Origin of the sequence: Virgibacillus aidingensis (assembly GCF_010994035.1) — a bacterium.
Taxonomy (GTDB): domain Bacteria; phylum Bacillota; class Bacilli; order Bacillales; family Amphibacillaceae; genus Virgibacillus_N.
In genome coordinates, this window is sequence record NZ_WIXN01000010.1 from 66,750 (window position 1) to 90,369 (window position 23,620).

Annotated in this window: 23 protein-coding genes; 10 read left to right on the forward strand and 13 right to left on the reverse strand. The window is 40.1% G+C overall.

The window, feature by feature from the left end; all coding sequences use genetic code 11:
- Positions 1-66: 66 nt before the first annotated feature.
- Both ggt and GHD25_RS10330 read right to left on the reverse strand, forming a co-directional pair.
- Positions 67-2,730, reverse strand: coding sequence for a gamma-glutamyltransferase (ggt, locus tag GHD25_RS10325; protein WP_164216515.1), 2,664 nt, complete (start codon positions 2,728-2,730; stop codon positions 67-69).
- Between the two features lie 934 nt (positions 2,731-3,664).
- The gene (locus GHD25_RS10330) at positions 3,665-4,720 is read right to left on the reverse strand and encodes a M20/M25/M40 family metallo-hydrolase (protein WP_164216517.1); all 1,056 of its coding nucleotides are present in this window, start codon (positions 4,718-4,720) and stop codon (positions 3,665-3,667) included.
- A gap of 123 nt (positions 4,721-4,843) precedes the next feature.
- Between GHD25_RS10330 and GHD25_RS10335 the strand changes: the two genes are divergently transcribed.
- From GHD25_RS10335 to GHD25_RS10350, 4 genes are all read left to right on the forward strand, one after another.
- A complete protein-coding gene (locus GHD25_RS10335; RefSeq protein ID WP_164216519.1) occupies positions 4,844-5,398 on the forward strand; it encodes a thioredoxin family protein in 555 nt (184 codons plus the stop codon).
- A gap of 309 nt (positions 5,399-5,707) precedes the next feature.
- Entirely contained in the window at positions 5,708-6,706 is a 999-nt protein-coding gene (locus GHD25_RS10340; RefSeq protein ID WP_164216521.1) for a potassium channel family protein, read from the forward strand.
- A gap of 122 nt (positions 6,707-6,828) precedes the next feature.
- Positions 6,829-7,194: a S1 domain-containing post-transcriptional regulator GSP13 gene (yugI, locus tag GHD25_RS10345; protein WP_164216523.1), complete on the forward strand. Its 366-nt coding sequence runs from the start codon at positions 6,829-6,831 to the stop codon at positions 7,192-7,194.
- 138 nt (positions 7,195-7,332) lie between these two features.
- Positions 7,333-8,682, forward strand: coding sequence for a glucose-6-phosphate isomerase (locus GHD25_RS10350; protein ID WP_164216525.1), 1,350 nt, complete (start codon positions 7,333-7,335; stop codon positions 8,680-8,682).
- Between the two features lie 187 nt (positions 8,683-8,869).
- Here the strand turns inward: GHD25_RS10350 and GHD25_RS10355 are convergent, their stop codons facing one another.
- Entirely contained in the window at positions 8,870-10,453 is a 1,584-nt protein-coding gene (locus tag GHD25_RS10355) for a hypothetical protein (RefSeq protein ID WP_164216527.1), read from the reverse strand.
- Positions 10,431-10,994 carry an RNA polymerase sigma factor gene (locus tag GHD25_RS10360; RefSeq protein ID WP_164216529.1) on the reverse strand — a complete coding sequence of 188 codons (564 nt, stop codon included), beginning with the start codon at positions 10,992-10,994 and terminating at the stop codon, positions 10,431-10,433. The genes GHD25_RS10355 and GHD25_RS10360 overlap by 23 nt, the downstream gene beginning before the upstream one ends.
- Before the next feature lie 271 nt (positions 10,995-11,265).
- Between GHD25_RS10360 and GHD25_RS10365 the strand changes: the two genes are divergently transcribed.
- On the forward strand, positions 11,266-12,444 hold the full coding sequence (locus GHD25_RS10365; RefSeq protein WP_164216531.1) for a MalY/PatB family protein: 1,179 nt from the start codon (positions 11,266-11,268) through the stop codon (positions 12,442-12,444).
- A 112-nt stretch (positions 12,445-12,556) separates the two neighbouring features.
- On the opposite strand, the gene GHD25_RS10370 is transcribed toward GHD25_RS10365, so the two are convergent.
- The 4 genes from GHD25_RS10370 to GHD25_RS10385 all read right to left on the reverse strand — a co-directional run bounded on the left by GHD25_RS10370 (position 12,557) and on the right by GHD25_RS10385 (position 14,838).
- A complete protein-coding gene (locus tag GHD25_RS10370) occupies positions 12,557-12,859 on the reverse strand; it encodes a TIGR04104 family putative zinc finger protein (RefSeq protein ID WP_164216533.1) in 303 nt (100 codons plus the stop codon).
- Between the two features lie 32 nt (positions 12,860-12,891).
- Positions 12,892-13,251 carry a hypothetical protein gene (locus tag GHD25_RS10375; RefSeq protein ID WP_462943597.1) on the reverse strand — a complete coding sequence of 120 codons (360 nt, stop codon included), beginning with the start codon at positions 13,249-13,251 and terminating at the stop codon, positions 12,892-12,894.
- A gap of 731 nt (positions 13,252-13,982) precedes the next feature.
- On the reverse strand, positions 13,983-14,561 hold the full coding sequence (locus GHD25_RS10380) for a superoxide dismutase family protein (protein WP_164216535.1): 579 nt from the start codon (positions 14,559-14,561) through the stop codon (positions 13,983-13,985).
- A 91-nt stretch (positions 14,562-14,652) separates the two neighbouring features.
- Entirely contained in the window at positions 14,653-14,838 is a 186-nt protein-coding gene (locus GHD25_RS10385; protein ID WP_164216537.1) for a hypothetical protein, read from the reverse strand.
- A gap of 225 nt (positions 14,839-15,063) precedes the next feature.
- Between GHD25_RS10385 and kapB the strand changes: the two genes are divergently transcribed.
- Positions 15,064-15,456 (forward strand): kinase-associated lipoprotein KapB, encoded by a 393-nt coding sequence (gene kapB, locus GHD25_RS10390; protein ID WP_164216539.1) that lies wholly within the window; start codon positions 15,064-15,066, stop codon positions 15,454-15,456.
- A 239-nt stretch (positions 15,457-15,695) separates the two neighbouring features.
- Here the strand turns inward: kapB and GHD25_RS10395 are convergent, their stop codons facing one another.
- Entirely contained in the window at positions 15,696-16,247 is a 552-nt protein-coding gene (locus GHD25_RS10395) for a hypothetical protein (RefSeq protein ID WP_164216541.1), read from the reverse strand.
- A 163-nt stretch (positions 16,248-16,410) separates the two neighbouring features.
- Positions 16,411-16,674 (reverse strand): phosphocarrier protein HPr, encoded by a 264-nt coding sequence (locus tag GHD25_RS10400; RefSeq protein ID WP_164216543.1) that lies wholly within the window; start codon positions 16,672-16,674, stop codon positions 16,411-16,413.
- Positions 16,675-16,886: 212 nt separating this feature from the next.
- Between GHD25_RS10400 and deoD the strand changes: the two genes are divergently transcribed.
- The 3 genes from deoD (at position 16,887) to GHD25_RS10415 (ending at position 19,551) form a co-directional block, all read left to right on the forward strand.
- Entirely contained in the window at positions 16,887-17,594 is a 708-nt protein-coding gene (gene deoD, locus GHD25_RS10405; RefSeq protein ID WP_164216545.1) for a purine-nucleoside phosphorylase, read from the forward strand.
- Between the two features lie 741 nt (positions 17,595-18,335).
- Positions 18,336-18,923 (forward strand): biotin transporter BioY, encoded by a 588-nt coding sequence (locus tag GHD25_RS10410; RefSeq protein WP_205601352.1) that lies wholly within the window; start codon positions 18,336-18,338, stop codon positions 18,921-18,923.
- A 154-nt stretch (positions 18,924-19,077) separates the two neighbouring features.
- Positions 19,078-19,551: a divergent PAP2 family protein gene (locus GHD25_RS10415; RefSeq protein ID WP_164216547.1), complete on the forward strand. Its 474-nt coding sequence runs from the start codon at positions 19,078-19,080 to the stop codon at positions 19,549-19,551.
- 296 nt (positions 19,552-19,847) lie between these two features.
- Here GHD25_RS10415 and GHD25_RS10420 read toward each other — a convergent pair whose 3' ends face one another.
- The 3 genes from GHD25_RS10420 to GHD25_RS10430 form a co-directional block, all read right to left on the reverse strand.
- The gene (locus GHD25_RS10420) at positions 19,848-20,540 is read right to left on the reverse strand and encodes a 3D domain-containing protein (RefSeq protein ID WP_164216549.1); all 693 of its coding nucleotides are present in this window, start codon (positions 20,538-20,540) and stop codon (positions 19,848-19,850) included.
- Positions 20,541-20,600: 60 nt separating this feature from the next.
- Entirely contained in the window at positions 20,601-20,912 is a 312-nt protein-coding gene (locus tag GHD25_RS10425) for a YuiB family protein (protein ID WP_164216551.1), read from the reverse strand.
- Between the two features lie 107 nt (positions 20,913-21,019).
- Positions 21,020-22,237 carry an NAD(P)/FAD-dependent oxidoreductase gene (locus GHD25_RS10430; RefSeq protein WP_164216553.1) on the reverse strand — a complete coding sequence of 406 codons (1,218 nt, stop codon included), beginning with the start codon at positions 22,235-22,237 and terminating at the stop codon, positions 21,020-21,022.
- 309 nt (positions 22,238-22,546) lie between these two features.
- On the opposite strand from GHD25_RS10430, the gene GHD25_RS10435 reads away from it, so the two are divergent.
- On the forward strand, positions 22,547-23,533 hold the full coding sequence (locus GHD25_RS10435; protein ID WP_164216555.1) for an NAD(P)/FAD-dependent oxidoreductase: 987 nt from the start codon (positions 22,547-22,549) through the stop codon (positions 23,531-23,533).
- Positions 23,534-23,620: the final 87 nt, after the last annotated feature.

Consider the following 23,620-nt stretch of genomic DNA (forward strand, 5'->3'; position numbering starts at 1 on the left):
AATTCCTCCCTGTTTTTATTGTGATATAGCCCTGTGACAAGATCCCTCCTGTCACAGGGATAAAATTTAGTTATTGCTCCACTCCTCGACTAATGCCTCAGCAATAGAATTCAACGTTTCAAAAGCCTCTTCGGATATGGCTTCATTGTCCAGTTGATACTGAAGCAGTAATTGGAAGCTTTCCATATGCCTGGATGCTTTATCCAGCTGGCTTGCATCTTCATAAACACCTACAGCTGTCAAGTGTGTTTGGAAATGTCGTGCGACATCGTTATCCGCAATATTTCCATCTGCCCTGTACTCTTCAACTAGTGTGAGCATTTGTTCCACGGTTTCTTCCAGAGAAGATACTCCAATAGCTGTTCCTTCTCTCGTTGAATCTGCTGCACCATAATACGTTCCTGATACCTCATCGAGCAAGATACTATTTACGTTGCCTATTTCTCTGTTACTGCTCTCCCAGGCATGTCCCATTTCTTCCAGCTGTGCTCTTACATCACTCGGAATACCATACTCCCAGCGAATCGAAGGATAAGAACTGCTGAATATCCGCGGCTCCTCTATGGCATCCTTCAAATCCATCTCATAGCCAATCACATTGACAATAGTTTGCAGCACAGATGTAATGATTGTCGTTCCTCCAGGTGAGCCAACTGTCATAAATGGCTGATCATCTTTTAGAACGATCGTTGGTGTCATACTGCTTAACGGCCGTTTATTCGGCTGCACCTCATTGGCGCCGCCTGGAATAGCATCAAAATCCGTCAGCTCATTGTTCAGCATAATCCCGTATTCCGGTACCATAATCCCTGATCCAAACACTTGTTCAATAGTCGTTGTATAGGATACGAGATTTCCCCATTGATCCGCTACTGTAAAGTGTGTGGTTTCTCCGTCCACTTTGTCATCGATTTGTGTTACTCCTTGTGTTGGTTCACCATCCTGATATGCCCACGGGTTCCCCGGCTGCACATTTGGATTGGCCTGGTCAGGATCAATCAGATCCACCCGCTCACTGATATAATCCGGGTGAAGCAGTCCTTCTCTTGGAACCTCTACGTGCTCCGGATCTCCCATGTATTCTCCTCTGTCCGCATATGCCAGATGCATAGCTTCTGCCATGTAATGGTATTTTTCAGCAGACTTTACATCATACTGGGTTAAATCAAGCTCCTCAAACATTTTCAGCATTTGCAGCATAGTCAGACCACCAGAGCTTGGCGGCGGCATTGATGCAATATCATAGCCAAGATACTCACCCCAGACCGGCTCATCGTGCGTAACATCATAACCAGCCAAATCATCAATTACCATGCTGCTGTCATTCTCCTGTACTACTTCAGCTAATGCTTCACCAATTTCACCCCCATAAAATACTTCGGTGCCCTGTTCAGCAATTAAACGAAGTGTTTTGGCAAAATCCTCCTGAACGAGCAGATCCCCTTCTTCCAAAGGTTCTCCATCAGGAAGGAATACATCTGCTGCAGCTGTTTGGGACAATTTATCCGCATTGCTGGCAATGGAATTTGCAACCGCCCAATTTACCTCTACTCCATCCTCTGCCAATGTGATGGATGGTTCAATTAATGATTCAAGCGGCTGTGTTCCCCATTCATCCAATGCTGTTTCCAGTCCTTTTAATGTACCGGGAACTCCAACGGATAGCCCGCTGCGCACCCGCTCCTGAAATGGCATGACACTCCCGGCAAAAGTATTGATATTCCATTCTTCGGGTTCTTCGGCTGCATCATCCCATAGTTTCACTCTTAATTCGTCACCATCCACTTGGAAGCGCAATGACTGCCAATCTGTCGTACTATCATAGTTAAATGTAGACAGTGTGGAAGTGCTGGAATCCTTTGATTGGATAAGTTTTACCGTATTTGATCTTGTTTCGATTTCAACGCCGTATCCGTTTTGGGCATACGTGCTTCCCGGCCTGAAATCATCCGCCCGAAGCCAGATGCGCAAGCGACGGTCATCCCCAGGATCATCTGTCCGAAAACGCATCAGCAGTTCACTGTTTTCCATTTCTTCCATTGTAGAAGTTGTTCTTCCAAATGATGTACGATTATTTCCGACAGGCGGGCCAAATGTAATCTTTCCGCCTTCTTCAGCAATAGTAAAGGTTGTCCCGCGCTCATCCAGTGCAAATTTTTCAGAATCCCAGCTCGCACCTTGCTCCCCTGAAAAATCATAGTGAAAAGCAGGCTCCTCATCGGTTGCATCCACATCAAAAACAGTGACTTCATCGATATGGAATTCCCCGCCGCCCTCATTATTCAGCTCATTGGCACCGAGCAAAAATTTCCCTTCCCCGGTGACGGTATTACTTTTATCAATGAACATATCAGGTGTCGCTCCCGCCGGCGCACGCTCCCTGCTATTAATCACGGATACATCTTCTGTTTCGGCATCATAATACATCATGAAACCCCCACCGCCGATACCGGACATCTGCGGTTCCACCACATTTAAGGCAAACTGCATTGCTACAGCAGCATCTACGGCATTTCCGCCATTTTTCAGTACTTCAGCTCCAACCTTGGATGCCTCCGGATGTGCACTTACGACCATCCCAAGATCCCCTTCATCCGTTTGCTCATCCTTAATTCCCGGATTATCCGGTTCACTGCCCGTATTATCAGCGAATGCCGCCGGGACGGTTATCTGAAATAGAAGCGTGAACACAAATAAAACAGATAACAGTCTTACTTTTTTTTTCTTCATTTTACTCCTCCTGCTCTTTATTTTAATCATCTGTCAAATTTACTTCTGGAGCACTGTACAAGTTCTGTAGATAGTTTTATTACACGTCAACCCCCTCCTTAACGCAGGATAAAAAATCTCTTCGAACTTTGCTTAAAACTATAAAACAATATAACTACTTATGTAATCGTTTTCATATAGTGGAAATTAACCTATTGAACTTTATTTCTCTGTAATAGAAATGCAATATTTCTATGTATTACAGATTATAACTATCGTTTATTTATTAGTAAAACAATGAAATGTTATAAACATATAAATATTTTTAATAAAAAGATATTAATTAGTTCTTTTAACCTGATTTAATACAAGTGTCCATTATAAAAGTCATGCAAAAATCTTGTAAGACCATCAGCCTAATTAACTATTTTTAATCTATTTAATCCATCTTCTTATTTAATACACAGACGATGAGTGCGTTATTATTGTCGAAAAAAATAAAATCCCGTAAACACGAATTGCCGCCGACCCCTGATGGCGAAAGCCTTAGCTGTACTGATGCAGATTGAAAAGTATTATAATTTTATACACTTTCCTACCTGCTAAGACTAGCTGACACTTAACCGCAGCCTAAAAAAAAGTACTATATCCACATTTTTATAACCCGTGCAACGAAAATGATAAAATAGGCTTATACTCATTCATATTACCTAGTACAACAGATCAATTTTGCAAATCCGACTTCCCGGCATCAGAAAATAAAACAAAATCTCCTGAAAAATCAGTTATTTAGTCAGTTTTTTCATACATATAATAGTTTGATCTACCTACTTTGTCATACTTTAATCTTTTTTCCATTACTCCTTAGCATGCTGCACTTAAGTTTTTTAACTGCAGCAAAAAATGCAGAGTTATAAGAAAAACCTCTGCATTTTCCATATAAATATTTAATTGTTTACTTCAGTGGGTTGAGACTTTCTTCTCCTGTCAATTCACTTATCATGGTGACAAGCAATTCGATTTCTTCTTCTATATCTTTAAAGCTTGCCGTTTCCACGGGTGAGTGCATATAGCGCAATGGCAGGGATACTAGAGAGACCGGGACGCCTCGTCCGGTGAGGCGCATTTTATCTGCGTCTGTTCCCGTCATTCTTGGTGTTAGTTCATACTGTACATCCATTTTCAGTTTTTTCGCGGCATTTTCCAGCAATTTGTTTATTTTTCTATTGATTGGCGCCCCTTTTGCCAGAACAGGCCCGCCTTCCAGACGGACGTCCCCATGTTTATTTTTGTTTACACCAGGGTAATCCGTTGCAAAGGTAACATCACAAGCAATTGCCATCGTCGGTTCAAGACCTGCTGCCGCAAAATAGGCCCCTCCCATATTTGTTTCTTCATTCACTGTGCTTGCTGCGTACACCCCGACAGGAATTTCCTTTTGACTAAGCCGCTTCAACACTTCAGCAACAATAAATGCGCCGGTTCGATTATCCAGTCCCCTTCCGGCAATATAACGCCCCGATAAAATTTCCGGATCCGTTTTATAGACGGCAAGATCTCCAATTTGAACGAACGCTTCAGCTTCCCCTTTTGTTTTATATCCGCAATCTATAAATAAATCCTCCAGGCCAAAATCATTTTTCAATCCCCCATGATGCTGAGCGTTTACACCAATTACACCAGTAACACTTTCGTTATACCCCAGCACAGTTACCTTCATGCCAACGGCCGCTTTTGGATTAATGCCGCCCATCTTATCAAAATGTAAAAAACCTTCCTCGTCAATACGGTTAATGACGAGGGCAATTTCATCGCAATGCCCTGCAAGCAATACTTTAAATGAGGCATTAGGGTTCAGTACACCAATCGCATTGCCTGCATCATCTGTTCGAATCTCATCAGCAAAATCCTGTACATAATTGATCCATTTTTTCTGAATCAGCACTTCATCACTGGATGGCGAAGGTGTTTTTAAAAGTGTTGTTAAAAATTCCCGGTTTATATTAGTCATATAGGATCCTCCTCATGCTTTTTTATCTTTTCCTATACTACCACAGTGTAATCACTTTTGTTTACGGGCAGATTGTTAATTGATAAAATCTGATTAAGTACGAAGAAAAGGAGACGGTGATAAATGGAATTGAATCAATGGTATGAAAAGGGGATGTCTCCGGATGTTTACATCGAATCCATGGAAAAACACAAGGAGAATCTCCTCCATATTTATGATGAATATACACTTCCGAAGGATGATGCTTTTTTTCGGAAACTACGGGAAGATGACTTAAGGGTGATCGTCCTGACGGAAGACTGGTGCGGAGATGCAATGCTCAATATTCCCATCCTGCTGCGTTTGGCGGAAGCCGGTAATATGGACGTGCGCATGCTGCTCCGGGATGACAATCTGGAATTGATGGATCAATACTTAACCAACGGCAAATCACGTTCTATCCCTATTTTTATCTTCATTGACAAGGATGGAAATGAAGCAGCAAAATGGGGACCGCGTGCAGAAACCCTCCAGAAATTCTTTGACGAAGCCAGAGCAAAGCTTCCCGACAAAGAAGCAGAGGATTACGATGAAAAATTCAAGGAAATGCTTTTCTTTATAACAAAATCATTCCGGGACAACACCGATTTCTGGGATGATGTCTACCAAAGCTTGAAACATACTTTGCAGGATGTATAATTCACCGGCGGCCGGACTTTCCATTCCGGCCGTTTTTGTATAGGTTTCCTAAATTTATGTCCATACTAGAAACAATGGTGCAAACGCCCGTTAAACAATTTACAAACTGTGCCGAATGGTCCTGCCGGAAAATTTTGGGGCCGTACTGACTTGTGCCGTCCTGGAAACCCGGAACTTCGGTATAGGGGTTCTCGTCCCGCTGGAAATATTTGGGACTTCAGTACAGTGGTTCCTCGTCCCATCATAAAGATTCACTATCACCGGACTTGGAGCCAGACGATGCTAAAAAACAAATACTAAGGTGAACTTATGAACATAAGATATGCAAAACAAATTTACTTCCGGCTTCCTATTATTATTCGTTTGCTTTTAACCATCAGTATCCTTATGCTCCTATTTGGGTTGGTCATCCATTTTATAGAACCTGCACAATTCCCCACTATATTTGATGGCATCTGGTGGGCGTTTGTTACCGGGGCAACAGTTGGTTATGGGGATTATGTTCCTTTAAGCACTACCGGAAAAATTGTTGCTATTTTGCTTATTCTAACCGGTGGCGCATTTATTGCATTTTACATATCTTCTTTATCAACTGCAGCCTTTCAGCATGAACAGGATTTGGAAAAAGGAAATCTTTCCTTTAAGGGGAACGGGCATATTATTATGATTGGATGGAATGAACGGACCAGACAGCTGATTGAGATTTTACTGAAAAATAAACCATCGTACCGGATTGTTTTAATTGATCATTCTCTGCGCCATATTTCTTTTCAGGACTTCCCGGTTCATTTTGTACAGGGAAACCCGACAGAAGACCACACACTGGAAAAAGCAAATATAAAGCTGGCAGATCGCGTCCTGATTACAGCTGATATTTCAGAAAGTGAACGGCAGGCGGATAATATGACCATTCTCACCACAGTTGCGGTAAGGGGGAATAATAAACAGATTCCGATTATTGCCGAAATACTTTCGAAAATACAAATTGAAAATGCGCTGCGTGCCGGGGCCACAACGATTGTACGCTCGAATGATTTCATGAGCACATTATTTTTTCATGAAATTTCCCACTTAAAAAAAGCAACACCCTTTGAAGATATATACCAGCTGCTGAAAACCCAGCAGTTCTATCATACTAAAATTCCGGATAACTTGGATGACAAACCTTTTAACTATATATCCGCCCTTCATGCGGAAAAAGAACAAATTTTGCTCGGGGTTATCCGAAATGATCAGTATCATATGAATCCTCCGGCCGGCTTCAGGGTTAAAAAAGGCGATATTTTACTGTCTTTCATAAATATTTGATTCCATTTCGGGGTATATACGAAGTACAAAGAAAATATATCTTTTGCTTCATTATACCCGGTATGCTAGAATAGTTTATTGTGTAAAAAGAATCGAATATATGTTAATAGGAGTTGGTCACCATGACAAACAATTACGAGGCTGGTCAAATACTGGAAGGAAAAGTAACCGGCATTCAGCCGTATGGTGCCTTTGTCGCTTTAGACGAAGACACGCAGGGCTTGGTTCATATTTCTGAAGTAACACATGGTTATGTAAAAGATATTAATGAACATTTGGCTGTCGGGGACGAAGTAAAAGTTAAAGTATTGAATGTAGATGAGCAGCAAAATAAGGTTTCTTTATCTATTCGTGCTACAGAAGAAGCTCCCAAAACAGCTTCCCAGCCAAAAAAGAAGCAAGCTTCCAAGCAGCAGGATAATCAATCTGCAGGTTTTAATACGTTAAAAGACAAACTGGAAGAGTGGATTGAACAATCCAAGAAATAGTTTTTAATAAAAAAACAGCAATTCTGTGGATTTGCTGTTTTTTTATTTCATCCAAAATTACCTCTTTTCTTTTGCCAGTAAAGTATGAAAGCGATAATATGATAATAAAAGTGATAACTGAGGATAAGGAGGATCATTTTGGCATATATTCATTTTTCCTATAGCAATGCTTTACCTTTTATAGCGGAACATGAACTGGAAAACATGGAAACCTGCGTGCAAACTGCACAAGCAGAGCTCCACGGAAAAAAAGGACCAGGCAGTAATTTCCTGGGATGGCTTGATCTGCCAAATACATATGATAAAGAGGAATTTTCCCGAATAAAAATAGCTGCTGATAAAATTAGAAAGGATTCGGATGTGCTGCTTGTCATAGGCATAGGAGGATCCTACCTTGGCGCAAGAGCGGCTATTGACATGCTTTCCCATTCATTTTCGGATATGCTTTCAAAAGAAGAGAGAAATGCGCCTCAAATAATTTTTGCCGGAAATCATTTAAGTTCTGACTATATCAGTGATTTACTTGATGTCCTTGAAAATAAAGATGTTTCCATCAATGTGATTTCCAAAAGCGGGACTACAACGGAACCGGCCATCGCCTTCCGTATTTTTAAAAAATGGCTTGAGGAGAAATACGGAAAAAAGGAAGCGGCAAAAAGGATTTATGCAACAACGGATAAGCAAAAAGGAGCATTGCGGGATGCCAGTGATCAAGCCGGGTATGAGACTTTTGTAATCCCGGATGATGTCGGCGGGCGCTATTCCGTTCTCACCGCAGTCGGCCTGCTTCCTATCGCTGTCAGCGGTATCTCCATAGAGAAAATAATGCAGGGGGCGCAACTGGCGAAAAAGGAACTGGAAGCACCCGCTCTTTCTAAAAACCCAGCCAGTCAATATGCTGCTGTACGTCATTTATTATATGCAAAAGGGAAAACGACAGAGCTGCTCGTTAATTATGACCCAAAATTCCATTATTTTTCCGAATGGTGGAAACAATTGTTTGGTGAAAGCGAAGGTAAAGACGGAAAAGGCATTTATCCATCTTCTGCAAATTTTACTACCGATCTGCATTCTCTGGGGCAATACATTCAGGATGGACGCCGCCATCTTTTTGAAACGGTGCTGCATGTGAAGAAGTCCAACAGGGAAATAGTGGTGGAAAAAACAGCTGATGATGCCGATGGGTTGAATTACCTGGCAGGAAAAACGATGCATGACATTAATGATATGGCATTTCAGGGAACACTAATGGCACATACAGATGGCGGCGTGCCAAACTTGGTTATTGATATCCCTAAACTGGATGCCTATACATTCGGCTACCTTGTTTACTTTTTTGAAAAGGCATGTGCCATCAGCGGCTATTTGCTTGGTGTTAATCCGTTTGATCAGCCGGGAGTCGAGACATATAAGAAAAATATGTTTGCGCTGCTTGGAAAACCCGGGTTTGAAACGGATCGGGAAACTTTGAAAAGACGGCTTGAATAATAGTTTTACAGTAAGCATGTAAAATTTACATGCTTACTTTTTTTATCCTGCTATTAGTTTTAATATTAAAATACTGGTGGTTTTAATATAGAATACTTCTAAACTTTTTAAAATAATTCCCCTCTGATTTCTTTTATTCGTTATTTCTGACGCTGTACAGGGCTTACTTTTTTCTGTTGGGAGATTCTTAAAAACCCGTCTCTACTTGAGGGATATCTTCCACCAACTGATCAATCAATTTCCATGCTCCATCCTCCATTACCCATTCCATTTTTGCGCCTGCTTCGTTATTAATGATAAAACTGACAGTAATCTGGTCTCCCGCAGAATTCTCCTCCATTACCATATACCCTGCATGTTCAAAAATATCCATCCAGGCTTCGTCCAACAATGTTTCATGCAATTCTTCCGTATCATATCCTTTCCATTTGCTCTCCCCTGCATACAGTGTAGAATAAAGCGCTGCATTGCTTCTTTCAAATGCATATTTATATAACAGCACCATTTCTGTACCTTCAAGGTTTTTAAGTAAATTTTTATCTTCCTTTTCAGCATACGCCAAATAATTGTCCTGAATATCCTGTGCACGGTAACGGTCATCATAATGTAGACTGACAATATCATTAAACGTAATTCCTTCAAATTGTTCATTAAAAAGGAGATATAATATCCCAAACTCCACATTAAGGTTTAAATAGCTTCCAGACTCTTTTTCCAATGAGTCTGCCCTTGCTTTTATAATTTCCGAGAAACGGGAATCTTCATGCGCTTCCAGGAAATTGTTATATTCCTCCAGCAACACCTCCGGCTTTATTTCATTTTCCGACACTGCAGCTAAATTTAAATATACTCTTAAGTATTCAGCTGCTCGCGAAAGGAGAGCAGTATTTTCAAAAATAGTTTCCCGTTCATCCGGATAAGTATTATAGATATACTCTATCTCCAATAGAATGGAATCCATTTCATGCCATGGAATTTCCTCTTCTGCGATATCACCCATAAGCTCGAGATAATGCATATAACCTTCTTTCCCGGAAAGCCCTTCACTCTGTTCAAGCTGCCAGGAAAAATCTGTGTGTATCCATAACTGATTAACACCTTCACGTCTGGACACCCTGAAGCCCTGCTCTTTCAGCACGATAAGAAAATCCTTTATTTCCTTTGGACCCTGATAGTTTTCAGGATTATTTCGGGCACTTAATATCTCATCCTGATCTTTCCGCTGTATACTATATTTCACCAGCAGATCAGAAAAATAGTCTTGAAATGAGGAACCCAAATAGGATGTTATATTATTAAACTGTTCATCGTCAGCAAAAAATTCACCCTTACTTTTTGCTTCCTTTACCATTTCCCCGGGAGTTGTCAATAAATAATCAATTTCTTTTTTTGCGGTTTCATAGGCAGCTGAATCTGCGGAAGAATGATAGTTCTCAACAACGGCTTCGGCCTGTTTCACTGGATAAAATTCTTCTACCTCTTCCAGTCCCAGTGATTCCTTAAAATTCTCCAACGCATTTAAATAATACATTTCCAGGTAGTTCGGATTCGTATCCGCCTGATCATTTTCATTAACGTAAGGGAGAGAAATGAGCATAAATAAACACAAACCGGCGATAACTGCAATAAGCGGCATTGCTTTTCGAAAGCGGGGCGTTTTTTCTTTTATGAATATACGCTGCATAATTGTCTGTTTATCCACTTGCTCAGGCATTTTTTCATAATCCTGCTTTAATCCGGAGAGTAATTCATCCAATTTTTTGTCGCTCAATATCTATTCCCTCCTCTCCAATTTCATTTTCATAGATCTTTTTCAATTTTCTTTTCGCACGGTGTAACCTCGTCTTGACTGCAGAGAGTTTTATTTTTAAAATAACTCCAATTTCCTCATATGATTTATCGTGAAAATAATATAATATCAACGGCGCTTTATATTTCGGTTCCAATTGCTGTATCGACTCATGCAGCAGAACATGTTCCTCTCTTTCAAAATAATAGCCGGCAGAAATATTTTCTTTCTCCTGTTCCATTGACTTTTGGATTAGTGCCTGCTCTCTCTTTTGCTTCCGGTAAAAATCTCTCGTCGTATTTAACGTAATCTGGTAGATCCATGTGGAAAACTTTCCCCTGTGGTATTGATCCAGCTTCCGGTAAATTTTAATAAAAGTTTCCTGGACAATATCTGCCAGATGTGTATGATTAATACCGAATTGAAAAGCAAACCGTTCCACAACCGGTTTATATGTATCAATAATTTCTTCAAATGCTGATTCATCTTTTTCTTTGGCGCGGCGGATTAATTTTTCATCCACATGGAAACCCCCTTTCAAACTGCCCTTCCTCTATAAAACGACAGCTTCCCCCGTCTATGTTTCAAGTTTTTAAAAAAACTTTTAAAAAATATGTTTATATTTTGTTTACCGGGGTATAACTATAACTGTAAGACTTTCTCGTATTCCCCCTGTAAGCAAGGCGTATAACGCTTTGCTTTTTTTTTTTTGCTTTTTTCCCATCCTTCCAACCGTGCATGTTTATCCGTTTATTTGGTATAATGACTAGAGAATAGAAAGGCAGGGTGGATAAATGAGTATATTTTCTGAATTACATGATAGAAAAAATACACGCTCCGTCAAATGGGACATGCTGGAACCGGTTTTCCAGACATCTGACATATTGCCGATGTGGGTTGCCGATATGGACTTCAAGGCACCGGAAGCCGTGAACAATGCACTTATCAAGCGGGCGGAGCATGGCATTTACGGATATACCATTATTGACGATGATGTGGAATCGGCAATTATTAACTGGCTGAAACACCGTCATCAATGGGAAATCGATCAAAAATGGCTGACATTTTCCCCAGGCGTAGTAACCAGTCTGCACATGGCCATACAGGCATTTACAGAACCAAATGATAAAGTACTTGTCCAAACACCAGTATACGGACCTTTTTATAAAGTGACCGAAAGCCATGAGCGTGAGCTGGTGAAGAACAAACTTATTTATAAAGATGGATATTACTCCATTGATTTTCAGGATTTTGAGAAAAAACTAAAATCAGGTGTAAAAGCATTCATCCTCTGCTCTCCGCACAATCCAGTAGGACGTGTTTGGAAAAAAGAGGAACTGGAAGAGATGGCACGACTTTGTTTAAAATATGATGTACTCATTATATCAGATGAAATTCATGCTGACCTGGTATTACCGGGGAATAAACATATCCCGATTGCTTCTCTTTCAGAGGAAATAGCGGAAAACACGATAACAATGATGGCTCCTTCCAAAACCTTTAATTTAGCCGGATTGCAGGCCTCTTTTATCGTGACAAAAAATAAGGATCTCCGATTAAAATTAAATGAACACTTAGGGAAACAGGGATTTCATATGCTTAACACGATGGGAAATGCGGCCATTGAAGCTGCCTATAAGCATGGAGGCGACTGGCTGGATGAGCTGCTGTCTGTCATCAATGACAATAAAAACTATGTCATCGATACATTTGCAAAAAACACCCCGGAATTAAAAGTTGTTAACCCGGAAGGCACTTACCTGCTTTGGATCGACTGCAGCGGATTAAACATGGACAATAAGGAATTGAAAAAATTTATGATTGAAAAGGCAAAAGTAGGGCTCAATGCCGGGATTGAATACGGGGAAGAAGGCGATCAATTCATGCGAATGAATTTAGGATGTCCAAAAGCTATGGTGGAAGAAGGGGTTAAGAGAATAATCGGTGCCGTGGCAGTGGCTCGGGAAAAATAATCTAATTAAAATAACATCATGCGTATAACTAACTGTAGAAATAGTATAGAAAAGCTCAGATTTCAATCTGGGCTTTTTTATGTATTTTATTCAACAACACCGTTGAAAGAAGTCACCAAAGTGGCTCCTCTTTGTTGGATAGTTTAATTATAAAGGGATAGAGCCCAAAAATGATTGGGATTAAGCTTATTAGCATAATTAAGAAAAAGTAGGAAGGATCAAAGATAAGGTTGCCAAGCATAATTAAAGGGACGAAAAATGGAATGGCAGTGCTTATCTTTCTAGCACGCGATGTCATATATTGTTTTTCTTCACAATACGGGCATGTCATTCCATCAGAAAAAGCAAAAGCAAAAGACCTTTTAAACGTTTGCTTCCAGCTCCATTTATGATGACAGTTCTGACAAGTTGGCATTTTAAACACTCCTTGTTTTTAATCGATAACTTCTAACCGCTGTTGTATGGAACAGGAAAATATTTTGTGAAATAAGCGGCAGCAATTAACAGGACAACAGTGATTGCCCAACTTAACAAACCCATAAAATCCAGCCAATAAGCTAACAGGTTTATGGTAGCGATAAGAAAAAAACAAATGGAGGTCAACGCACTTTTTATACCAGTAACACCTGCCTTTTTTCTTCTCCTTATAACAATTGGTATAACTATAATAATAGCGACAAAAAGTATTATATACAAAAGATCCAGCACCGTTTTACATACCTCCTTTTTTCCAACGACCCGATTCCAACATTTAATTAAACCAGTAACGGACATTTCAATGAGGTAAACAACATCAGATAAGCCCACAGAAAAGAACATACCAAAAAATAATTCATCCGGAACAGCAGTAAAAGGAACTAGAACTCATCAATCCAGAAATAGAAATGAATATAACCCGTACGGCAAAGTAAATCGTCAATATGCTGCTTTCAAAGTAAAAAATAACTTATTGTTTTTTCTATATTCCTCTTGAATCCTGCTTGTCATTTTCAACTTTGCTTCGCCTCATTTCAACCGATTACTGAATACAAGTTAACCATCACATACCCAATAACCAGCTACTTTTCTTCAATATCATTACACTTTATACTAACATAATACCAAAAATGTATTGCGTTTTTTATAAACAAAACGCAAGCGCTTGGACTGGGCTGAGCTGCAGGAGAATAGATAAAATTAACTTTACGAAGGTAAAATCTTAGTGAATGCTTGAAGAGTGAAAAGGAAACACAGCGGCGACAGGAGCTGATGTTAACTTATCGTACGGAGGTGAAGGAAATCCGTTAGTCGCTGGCGCTGGAGCTGAACGTGGCTATTCCCATACTAAAAATTATCCACAAGTCAAAAACTAAGCAATAAAAAAAGACGATTAATTAAATAATCGCCTTGTTAAACCATTGCTCCTTATTAATAAATAATGTTTATATTTTTCATAATCGGAATTTGAGTTTTCCTTGGCGTCATGGGGCAAATCGCCTAAGTTTTAAAAACTGCAGTTTGCTTGAAGCTTATTGTTAAATTTAGTTTCTTAAATTATACTACTCGCCCTGATCCTCATTAAACTGTGTCGGATCTGTCGGTGTATCATCTGCTTCATCTTCAGCGTCGGGGTCAGCCAAAATTTCGCCGCAGATAATCCGCTCGCCTGCCTCTCCGCCCGGCTGGCTGACACCATCATCCTGCCCTGAATGAATAACTAAAGAACTTCCTTCACCCGACAAAATAGAATTGGCGCCATCGAGCATGGTAGCCGTCGCCAGCATTAATTCTGCTTCCACAAGTCCTCCGTCATCCGCTTCAATATTTGGCAAATCACCAAGATGGGATCCATCCGGATGCATCAATCCATGTTCATTGCCTTCCGGATTCAGATGATTGCCTGCACTTGTAAAGTCCGGCGGCTCACATACCGGATTTTCATGTACATGGATGCCGTGAAAACCAGGCTCCAGCCCTTCCAGTTGAAGTTCAATTTGCACTCCATCCGGCTGCTCCGATAAATTTGCAGTACCAACCATATCCCCCGATGCATTAAACATTTCCACCGTTCTTGCCGTCTGCTCGTCCGACTGACAGGAAACCAGGAAAAGAACAATGAGAAAAAAAATAAAACGCATACCTCTTTCTCCTTTTTAAGTACTTTTCCTGTAGTATCTGCAATTATGAAAATGCTAATCAAAAAAACCTCTCAATGGAGGAGGTTTTTCTCTAATTTTGATCTTCCGCTTCTTTTATTCGCTGATCAAACTTTTCATTAAATTTCTGTTCATCCTTTTTGGACTTTTTAATAAAAAGGTACATTGCTACGCCTGCTAAAATGGTAAAGATGATTAATACAATAATTGCCGGCAAATACTCCGATTTATCTTCCGGAAAATAAAGAAACGGCATCATTTTTACTCACATCCTTCTTCGAACAGTATATCAAAATTTATATATATTATAAAGGCATTGAATGAAAGGTGCTCTAATGCTCGATAAAATTCTGCCCTGCTACAATCCTGCAAAACCCTGAGAGCTGTAAGAAAGTGTTTGATGGACGGTTTACCTTTACTAATGTGTATTATTCGCTTATCTGCATCATTTTTGGCACAATAAGGCTAAGGAGGATTGTTTTTTATGGCAGAAGTAAATATTGGCGACATTGTACGTGCACATTATAATTCAGGGACTTACATAGGAGAAGTAATAGAAGACAGAGGGGAACGCTACTTAATTGAAGTACTTGCTGTTTATAAGCACCCCTTGCAAGGGGATATTCATAATCCCGGCCAAGTCGAAGGGGTATTTTTCCATGAACGAAAAGCACTTGCCCATCATGAAAAAATGAATGTCAAAAAACCGGCAGTTCATTTATATAATGAGGAAATTCCCGAATACGGGCCGTCCTTAAAACAAGCTGTACAGGTATATAGAGAAAAGCTGCAGGAAAAAGAATCGGATTTTAACCAGGCAGCCTTACAGAAGCTGGAAGGCTTGGAAGAGAATATTTATAAGAAAAGCTACTATTGAGTGTATGTGAAAATCGCCATGGATCCCAGTCATGTGCGATTTTTTATTATTACCATCCGTGATGATGGCGGGAAAAAATAAGTTGCACCAACCTGATCAGCATGATTGTTAGCCATTTGCGATAACCATGTAATTACAAGTATATCGAGCGAGCAGGAACAATGAACTAAGCCTCACTAAGCCATATATTTTGAAAAAATGCTTCCTTTTTTGTTCAATTATATCCCGTCTAACACGAATCAAGTGTTTCTGAACAAAGCTGCATACTTCTTTTTATACTTAGGATTTTCTTCCAAGCCAATTAAATCCAGTGCCAGATATTTGATCTTTGGCTTTTCCACTGCATCATATAGATGTCTTAGCCCCTGAATAATATCAAAGCGGATTAGTGTATAGTTTTTTTCATTTATACTATTTTTAAATCGATGGTCAAGATGCTCCAGGACTATATCCAGCTGTTCCTCTCCTGCCAATCCGATCCGCCAAACCGAGTTTAATGCATGTCTTGCCGTGACAAATTTTTCGTCATAGGTGACTTTCCATAATGCCGGAAAATCACTTAAGATTCTTTTTTCCGGATCACTGATTGCCAAATGGGCCAGAAATTGTGCTGCCCTGGACCGCTTATGGTTATCCCCGTCCTTCAAACCTTCCAGCAGCTGATTCCAAACCTCATAAGCCCAATCCACTTCTTTCTCCGTTTCAGCAATAATATTTTTGTACGCCTCATATTGGACGTCTTTTTCTTCTGCTTCCAAATCGGAAAAATACTGTTTTACTTGTCCATCCATAAATTCCCCTCCTTCATGATGTCTGTTGCTCGATTTAATTCCATTTTCCTTTTTATCAGTTTTCTTAATAAATAAATCTATCATCCTTCACTGAATCAATACCTATAAAAAAAGAAGCATAAGAAATATATGCTCTATTTCCTATCCTTCTTCCCGCACTACTTTATTCTCCAAGGTGTTCCTTAATGACTGCATCCACACCAGCCAGTGCGTCTTCTTCATCTCCGCCTGTTGCAGAAATTTTTACTTCTGCCCCTTTAGGAATCCCAAGGGACATGACACCCATGATGGATTTTAGATTTACCGTTTTCTCCTTATATGTTAATTCCAGTTCAGACTCATACTGGCCTGCTTTATTAACCAGCAATGTAGCCGGACGTGCGTGCACACCTGTATCTGCAGTAATTTTATACGTTTTTTCCTTCATAAAAATCGCATCCTTTTCAAATAATTTTATCTGCTATTACAAATTTCATACAAAACTTGGTGTATAACTGAACCACACCTATTATATACAATAAAATAGCTTTTTTAAAATAAAATGGTTGAAGTTTCGACAACTATGGACCAAAACTTTGGTAATCGTTTGTTTTTAGCCATGTCTTATGATAACTTATTTTTGAAAAGGAGGAATAAAACATGAGTGTACATATTGGCGCAAAAGAAGGAGAAATTGCTGATAAAATATTGCTGCCCGGTGACCCACTTCGGGCAAAGTTTATTGCAGAAAATTTTATGGAGGATGTATCTCAATATAATAACGTTCGCGGCATGCTTGGTTTTACCGGAACCTATAAAGGTGAAAGAGTATCCGTTCAAGGAACGGGAATGGGAGTCCCGTCTATTTCCATTTATGTAAACGAATTAATTCAAAGCTATGATGTAAAAAAACTGATTCGTGTAGGAACTTGCGGTGCAATTCAAAAGGATGTCCGCGTCCGGGACGTCATTCTCGCCCAAGGTGCTACTACTGATTCCCAGATGAACCGTTTGATTTTCGGAAGCATTGATTATGCACCACTTGCCGATTTTGATTTATTGAAAGCGGCCTATGAATCAGGAACAGAAAAAGGGCTGCAATTGCGTGTCGGAAATGTATTTACAAGCGATACATTTTATCGCGACAATGCAAAAGAGGTAAATGAATTACTGGCAAAATATAATGTACTGGCCATTGAAATGGAAACAACAGCCCTCTATACGCTGGCACAGAAATTTGACCGCCAGGCTTTATCCGTACTTACCGTTTCCGACCATATTTTAACCGGGGAAGAAACAACAGCAGAAGAAAGACAGACCACCTTTAATGAAATGATGGAAATTGCACTGGAAGCTGCCATTAAATAAATTTCGGGGAGGCGATCATCGCCTCTCTATAGGTTATTCTCCGCGGAAGTCGTCATATAACAAAAAGACCGCCTTAATTATTTCCTTGATACTTTTGTACACTGGACTACTTCTCAGGGACAGTTTTTGCTTTTCATTGGAGGCTTTTGTCCATGAGACCATACCTCATCGACGTTTTTTGCTTTTCATTGGAGGTTTTTATCCATGAGACCACTCCTCAAGGACAGTTTTGCCTTTTCATTAGATCCTTTTGTCCATGAGACCACTCCTCAAGGACAGTTTTGCCTTTTCATTAGAGGTTTTTGTCCATGAGACCACTCCTCAAGGACAGTTTTGCCTTTTCATTGGAGGTTTTTGTCCATGAGACCACTCCTCAAGGACAGTTTTGCCTTTTCATTGGAGATTTTTGTCCATGAGACCACTCCTCAAGGACACTTCCACCACTTTTCTGACTACTTTTGTCCATGAGCCCACACCTCATCGACAGTTTTTGCTTTTCATTGGATCCTTTTGTCCATGAGACCACATCTCTAAGACATTCCTTCCCTTTTAATTGACTGTTTTATACAGAAAACCCCACCAAAACCCTTTGCAGGTGATATTCTCCCGAACATACTCTTCCCTTAATGCTTGTGATTATACTCTGTTTTCACTGCCCGCAATTATTGTTAACCGATAAAATAACAGGTTGACAACAACCGGAATTCCCTTTATGATCAAATCAGTAAGGAGGAAAAACCGTTGAAAAAATTACGTGCAATTGATTTAACTTATGGGGCAGTATTTGTCTGTCTTATGACTATCGGTGCAAATATTACTGTCTGGTTTCCGTTTTTGGCAGTTCCAATTGGCGGAGCAAGCGTGCCGCTTTCACTTCAAACTTTTTTTGCCATTTTAGCAGGTTTAATGCTGGGAAGGAAACTGGGAACCATTTCTATTATTACATACATTTTTGTAGGGTTAGCCGGAGTACCGGTTTTTGCCGGTTTAACAGGAGGTCCGATGGCTTTAGTAAGCCCAACCGGGGGTTTTATCATTTCATTTATCTTTGTTGCTTTTTTCACTGGCTGGATCGCTGACAAAATGAAAAAAGAATCCTTCCCCCGATATCTCGGCATATCAATTATTGGGCTGGTTCTCAATTACTCCATTGGCGTAAGCTATATGTATGCAGCCATGAATCTATGGCTGGAAATCCCAATCACATTTGGGCTGGCTTGGGCAGGTATGATTCCATTCCTTGTAAAAGATGCAGCAATGGCCGGACTGGCTGCCATGTTCATGACAGGCGCGGCCAGACGTATCTCAGCAAGTCTTTCCCGGGTTTAAATAATTCGTATGTTGCAAAACAGAGGCCTCACTTGAGAAGAGGTCTTTAGTTTTTTTACATTTAAATTAATCTGTCATCATATAAGCATGCTTTACCTGCACAAATATGATAAAATAACATCAATGTTATTCAGCAGGAAGGATGTCGCATACCATGGAAGTTTTCCTCAATTTCCCGCTTTGGGCTGCATTGTCTGCGATCGTTTTTGCCCAGGTAATTAAAATCCCACTTCGGTTTATTGTTACAAAAGAATTTAAACCGGGACTGGCTTTCAGTACCGGCGGCATGCCTAGCAGTCACTCGGCAGCTGTAGCGGCTCTTTCCACAGGGGTGGGTATTGTGGAAGATGTCACCTCCACCATGTTTGCTATATCTGTCGTTTTCGCCGTTATCATTATGTTTGACGCCTCCGGTGTGAGAAGACAGGCCGGTGAACAGGCAGTTGTACTGAACCAGCTGAGGAAAGATTTTCAAACGCTGGTCGAAACATCAAAGGACTGGAATAAGAAAGAGGAAGAAGAAATCAGGCAGGATTTGAAAGAACTGCTCGGCCATCAGCCAATTGAAGTATTCTTCGGCGGGCTGACCGGCGTGGCGATTGCCTTTTTACTATATCCGTTATATTAAATTTGGAAAACTATATCCTCCTTCATACTGATGAAGGATTTTTTTTATATGTTGATTTACTTTAATTTATTGATGAATAGCCAATGCTTTGTTTCTATTGCACCCGCTTTTTTCCATTAAAAATATTCCCTGATTTCTCTGCATTAAAATAAAGGTTTTATGGTACGTAAGGTTGAATTTTTTCTGCAGTATTTAGAAGTTCATACATGATGAAACGCTAGTACCACTTATACAACCAGCCAACTTAAAATCCCGGGATAGCTAAAAATTGCCATCACCGGGATTACCCACTGTGATTAATATTCTTCAATAACTTGCTGCCTGAATACCTGCATGGACTCGTCCTCATTTAATGCAAGTAATTCTTCCTCTGTTAAATTTCCATTGCCCATTTCCACGATGTAAACATCAAGTTCTTTTTTCCCCCACTGGGAAAACACATCTTCTACGGTTTCGTAATATAAGTCAATTTTATTCCCAGTAATGGCGCTGCCTTTATCAGCAACCACGCCATAACCATAATCAGGGATATACATAACTGTCCCTATTGGGTAAACATCCAGATCAGCTGCTATAGTAGAATACAAGTCTCTGGTAACTTGAACACCGGAAAAAGTAATTCCGTATTGGGGATGATCTGGTGATTTTCCGGTGGACTCCACTCCGGCTGTATAACCGGTGGCCACCACGGTTGCGCTCGGATATTCCTCCATTGCAACTGCTTCTTCCAGTGTTTGCGGTCCTTCAATATCTTCACTGGATATTAACTTTTTATTTTCTTTCATATGATTAAGTCTTTTTTCATTTAATGCTATCTGTCTATGCACTTCCCGTTCACCGGACAGAGCTCCAGTACTTATTGCGGTTTCCTGTGCCCATGCTTCAATATGTGTAAATGAGACATTGGAAATAGATGATAATGTTACGTAAAGAGCAGCTGTAATTAACATTAGCATTATTGTTCTTTGAATAAAATTCCTTAAATTCATGTAAACACCTCACTGGATGTCATCATACCCGTTTTAAGAGAATTTTATTCATTAAACTAGCTAAAACATTCGATAACCGCTTCTCCGTAGTAGTTTAATAACAATTCCTGATACAATCGTACCGGCTAATCCGGATGCCAGGATGACCCAATCGACAAGTGTAATCTGCGCCATTCTGGAAAAAGCCTCTGAAATCGAAGAAATCGGATTGGTAAAATATGCCGTAACAGGCAAATCGTCCACAATCAGAAGTACGACAACCGGATATAAATAAGACATTAACCAAGTGGTTCTTAAAAGCATATTTAAAATAAATGCGATACCAAAGAATATAACAAAATAAAGTAAAACCGAAACAAATAATTGGATCAATGATGAAACTCCTCTCCATTACTTACAGCTTTCATTTTAAATGAAAAAAAGAAAAAAGCAAAGGCAAACTGCTGCCTTTGCATATTTTTCACCATATTGACAAATCCTTAATAAAATATGTTGAATTTCCCATTTTTCATGAGTAGATTGACTCCCCCAAGTTTAAATAAATATCGATTGTCAATCATTTTTTTCATGAAGGTTGCCTTCCACCCAAGCAGTTTCTGGTTATTGAGAAAAATGCCTATCGCATCGTTATTTCCCAAAGATGCTACTGTGCCGGAATCTTTTGGTGTGAACTCTTCCAGCTTTTTATCATGAACCAATGCTTTTACATTTTCCGCGGCTGTTGCCGCCTGCTGTACCGCCATTTGTGCGGTTGGAGGACAAGTATTTCCGCTGCTGGGGTTTTTTACCAAAGCGCAGTCTCCTATGACAAACACATCATCGTAATCCGGTGCTCGCAGATCCCGGCGAACCTCTACCTTGCCGCTGTTTGTTTCAAATCCTGATGCTTCCACAACGGAATTGGCACGCACACCGGCAGCCCATATTGTATTCATCGTTGGAAGCTCGAACTGTTCCCCGTCTCTTTCATATACAATGCATCCCGGTTTGCACGCCTTTAATTTAGCTCTGGTGATGAATTCCACGCCTCTTGCTTCCAATGAATTTATGGCATATTCGACAAGAAATGGATCAAAACCGGGTAGAATAGAAGGTGCCGCTTCAATATTAATAATCCTTACCAGGTTTTTATCAATATCATATTCCTCGCACATTTCCGGAATACGATTTGCCAATTCGCCTAAAAATTCAACCCCAGTCAAGCCGCCTCCGCCTACAACAATGTTCAGCCGGGCCTGATTTGACTCATTCTCTTTGTTATACATGGCAAAATTATAATTCAGATGGTCTCTTACCAATCTTGCGTTATTTATATTATCAATGGTAAGTGCATGTTCTTCCAGACCTTCAATGCCATATGTGGCAGCTTCAAACCCTAAACCGACTACGAGAATATCATATGATAGTTCACTAGTTTCAAGCTTGACTTTTTTTTCTTCCGGTTTGATGGACACTACTTTATCAAGGACAAAATTAATTTTATCCAGATTAATGATATTCCTGATCGGGATTCTTATTTGATCATGGTGGAGTGTCCCCGCAGCACTTTCATGCAGCCAGGTTGTTTGATAATGATAATCATTTATATTTACAAGTGTTATATTGGCCTCGTTCAATTTTAACATCTTTTGAAGTTTGATCGTTGTCATGATACCGCCATAGCCGGCACCTAAAATGACAATATTTGGCCTATTCATGATGACACCACTTTCGTTTGAGTTTCCAATTTAATGTAATATGTTACCATTTTCACGTATATATCCGTTAATGTATTTTGAATGAAATGCATTTGCGTAATCCCCAGAAATTGTAATACAACTATTATATTTTTGTTATCTAATTGTAACATACCCAAAGACTATCATAGCTTTTTTAAAGTCATTTTTCAACCCTGGATTTAAAACTTGTGTATTTCCCGTAAACTACATTATTATTCATATATCGGCCTAATGTGATACGATGTAAGAGATGGACTTTTAACATAAGATTGGGGCGGAGGTAATTCCATGGACGAAAAAATATATGACGTCACCATTATAGGTGCTGGACCTACTGGCTTGTTTACAGCATTTTATGGCGGCATGCGCCAGGCAAGTGTGAAAATTATTGAAAGCTTACCACACACCGGCGGGCAATTAACTGCCCTTTATCCGGAAAAATATATATATGATGTTGCTGGTTTTCCAAAGGTACGTGCACAGGATTTAGTGGATAATCTCGAGGAACAGTTAAATATTTTTGATTCGACTGTTGTGCTCGGGCAGGCTATTGAAAAAGTGGAGCGACTGGAAGATGATACGTTTAAATTGACATCAAATACGCAGGAAACTCATTTCACAAAGACAATCATCATTACAGCAGGAAATGGAGCATTTCAGCCGCGCCGGCTAGGAATTGAAGGCTGTGACGAGTTTGAGGGCGTTAATCTCCATTACCATGTAAATGATATGAATCAGTATAAGGACCAGAATATTGTGCTGCTTGGCGGCGGTGACTCTGCTGTGGATTGGGCGCTGATGCTTGAGCCGATAGCCAATCAAGTAACCCTTGTGCACCGCAGGGACAAGTTCCGCGCACACGAACATAGTGTGGAAAAACTGATGAACTCCTCAGTGGATGTGCTCACGCCTTATGTGCCAACAGATATCGTTACAAGCAACAGGATCGATCAAATCATTCTGGAAGAAGTTAAAGGCGATAAGAAAATAGAGCTGGATGTGGACTCCATTTTATGCAACTATGGATTTGTTTCCACACTGGGACCAATCAAAGACTGGGGACTCGAGATAGAGAAGAACAGCATTGTCGTCAATACGAAAATGGAAACAAACATTCCGGGAATTTATGCAGCAGGAGATATTACCACTTATGAAGGTAAAGTGAAACTGATCGCCACCGGTTTTGGGGAAGGACCAACAGCTATTAATAATGCCAAACAGTATATTGATCCGAAAGCGAGAATACAGCCAAAGCATTCCACGGCGATGTTTTAGGGAGACATGGAGATATCAGGACGTGGTCCGGCCCGTGAAGCGAGGCAGAGTACATTGAGCTCTGCCTCGTTTTTAATTTGGCAAATC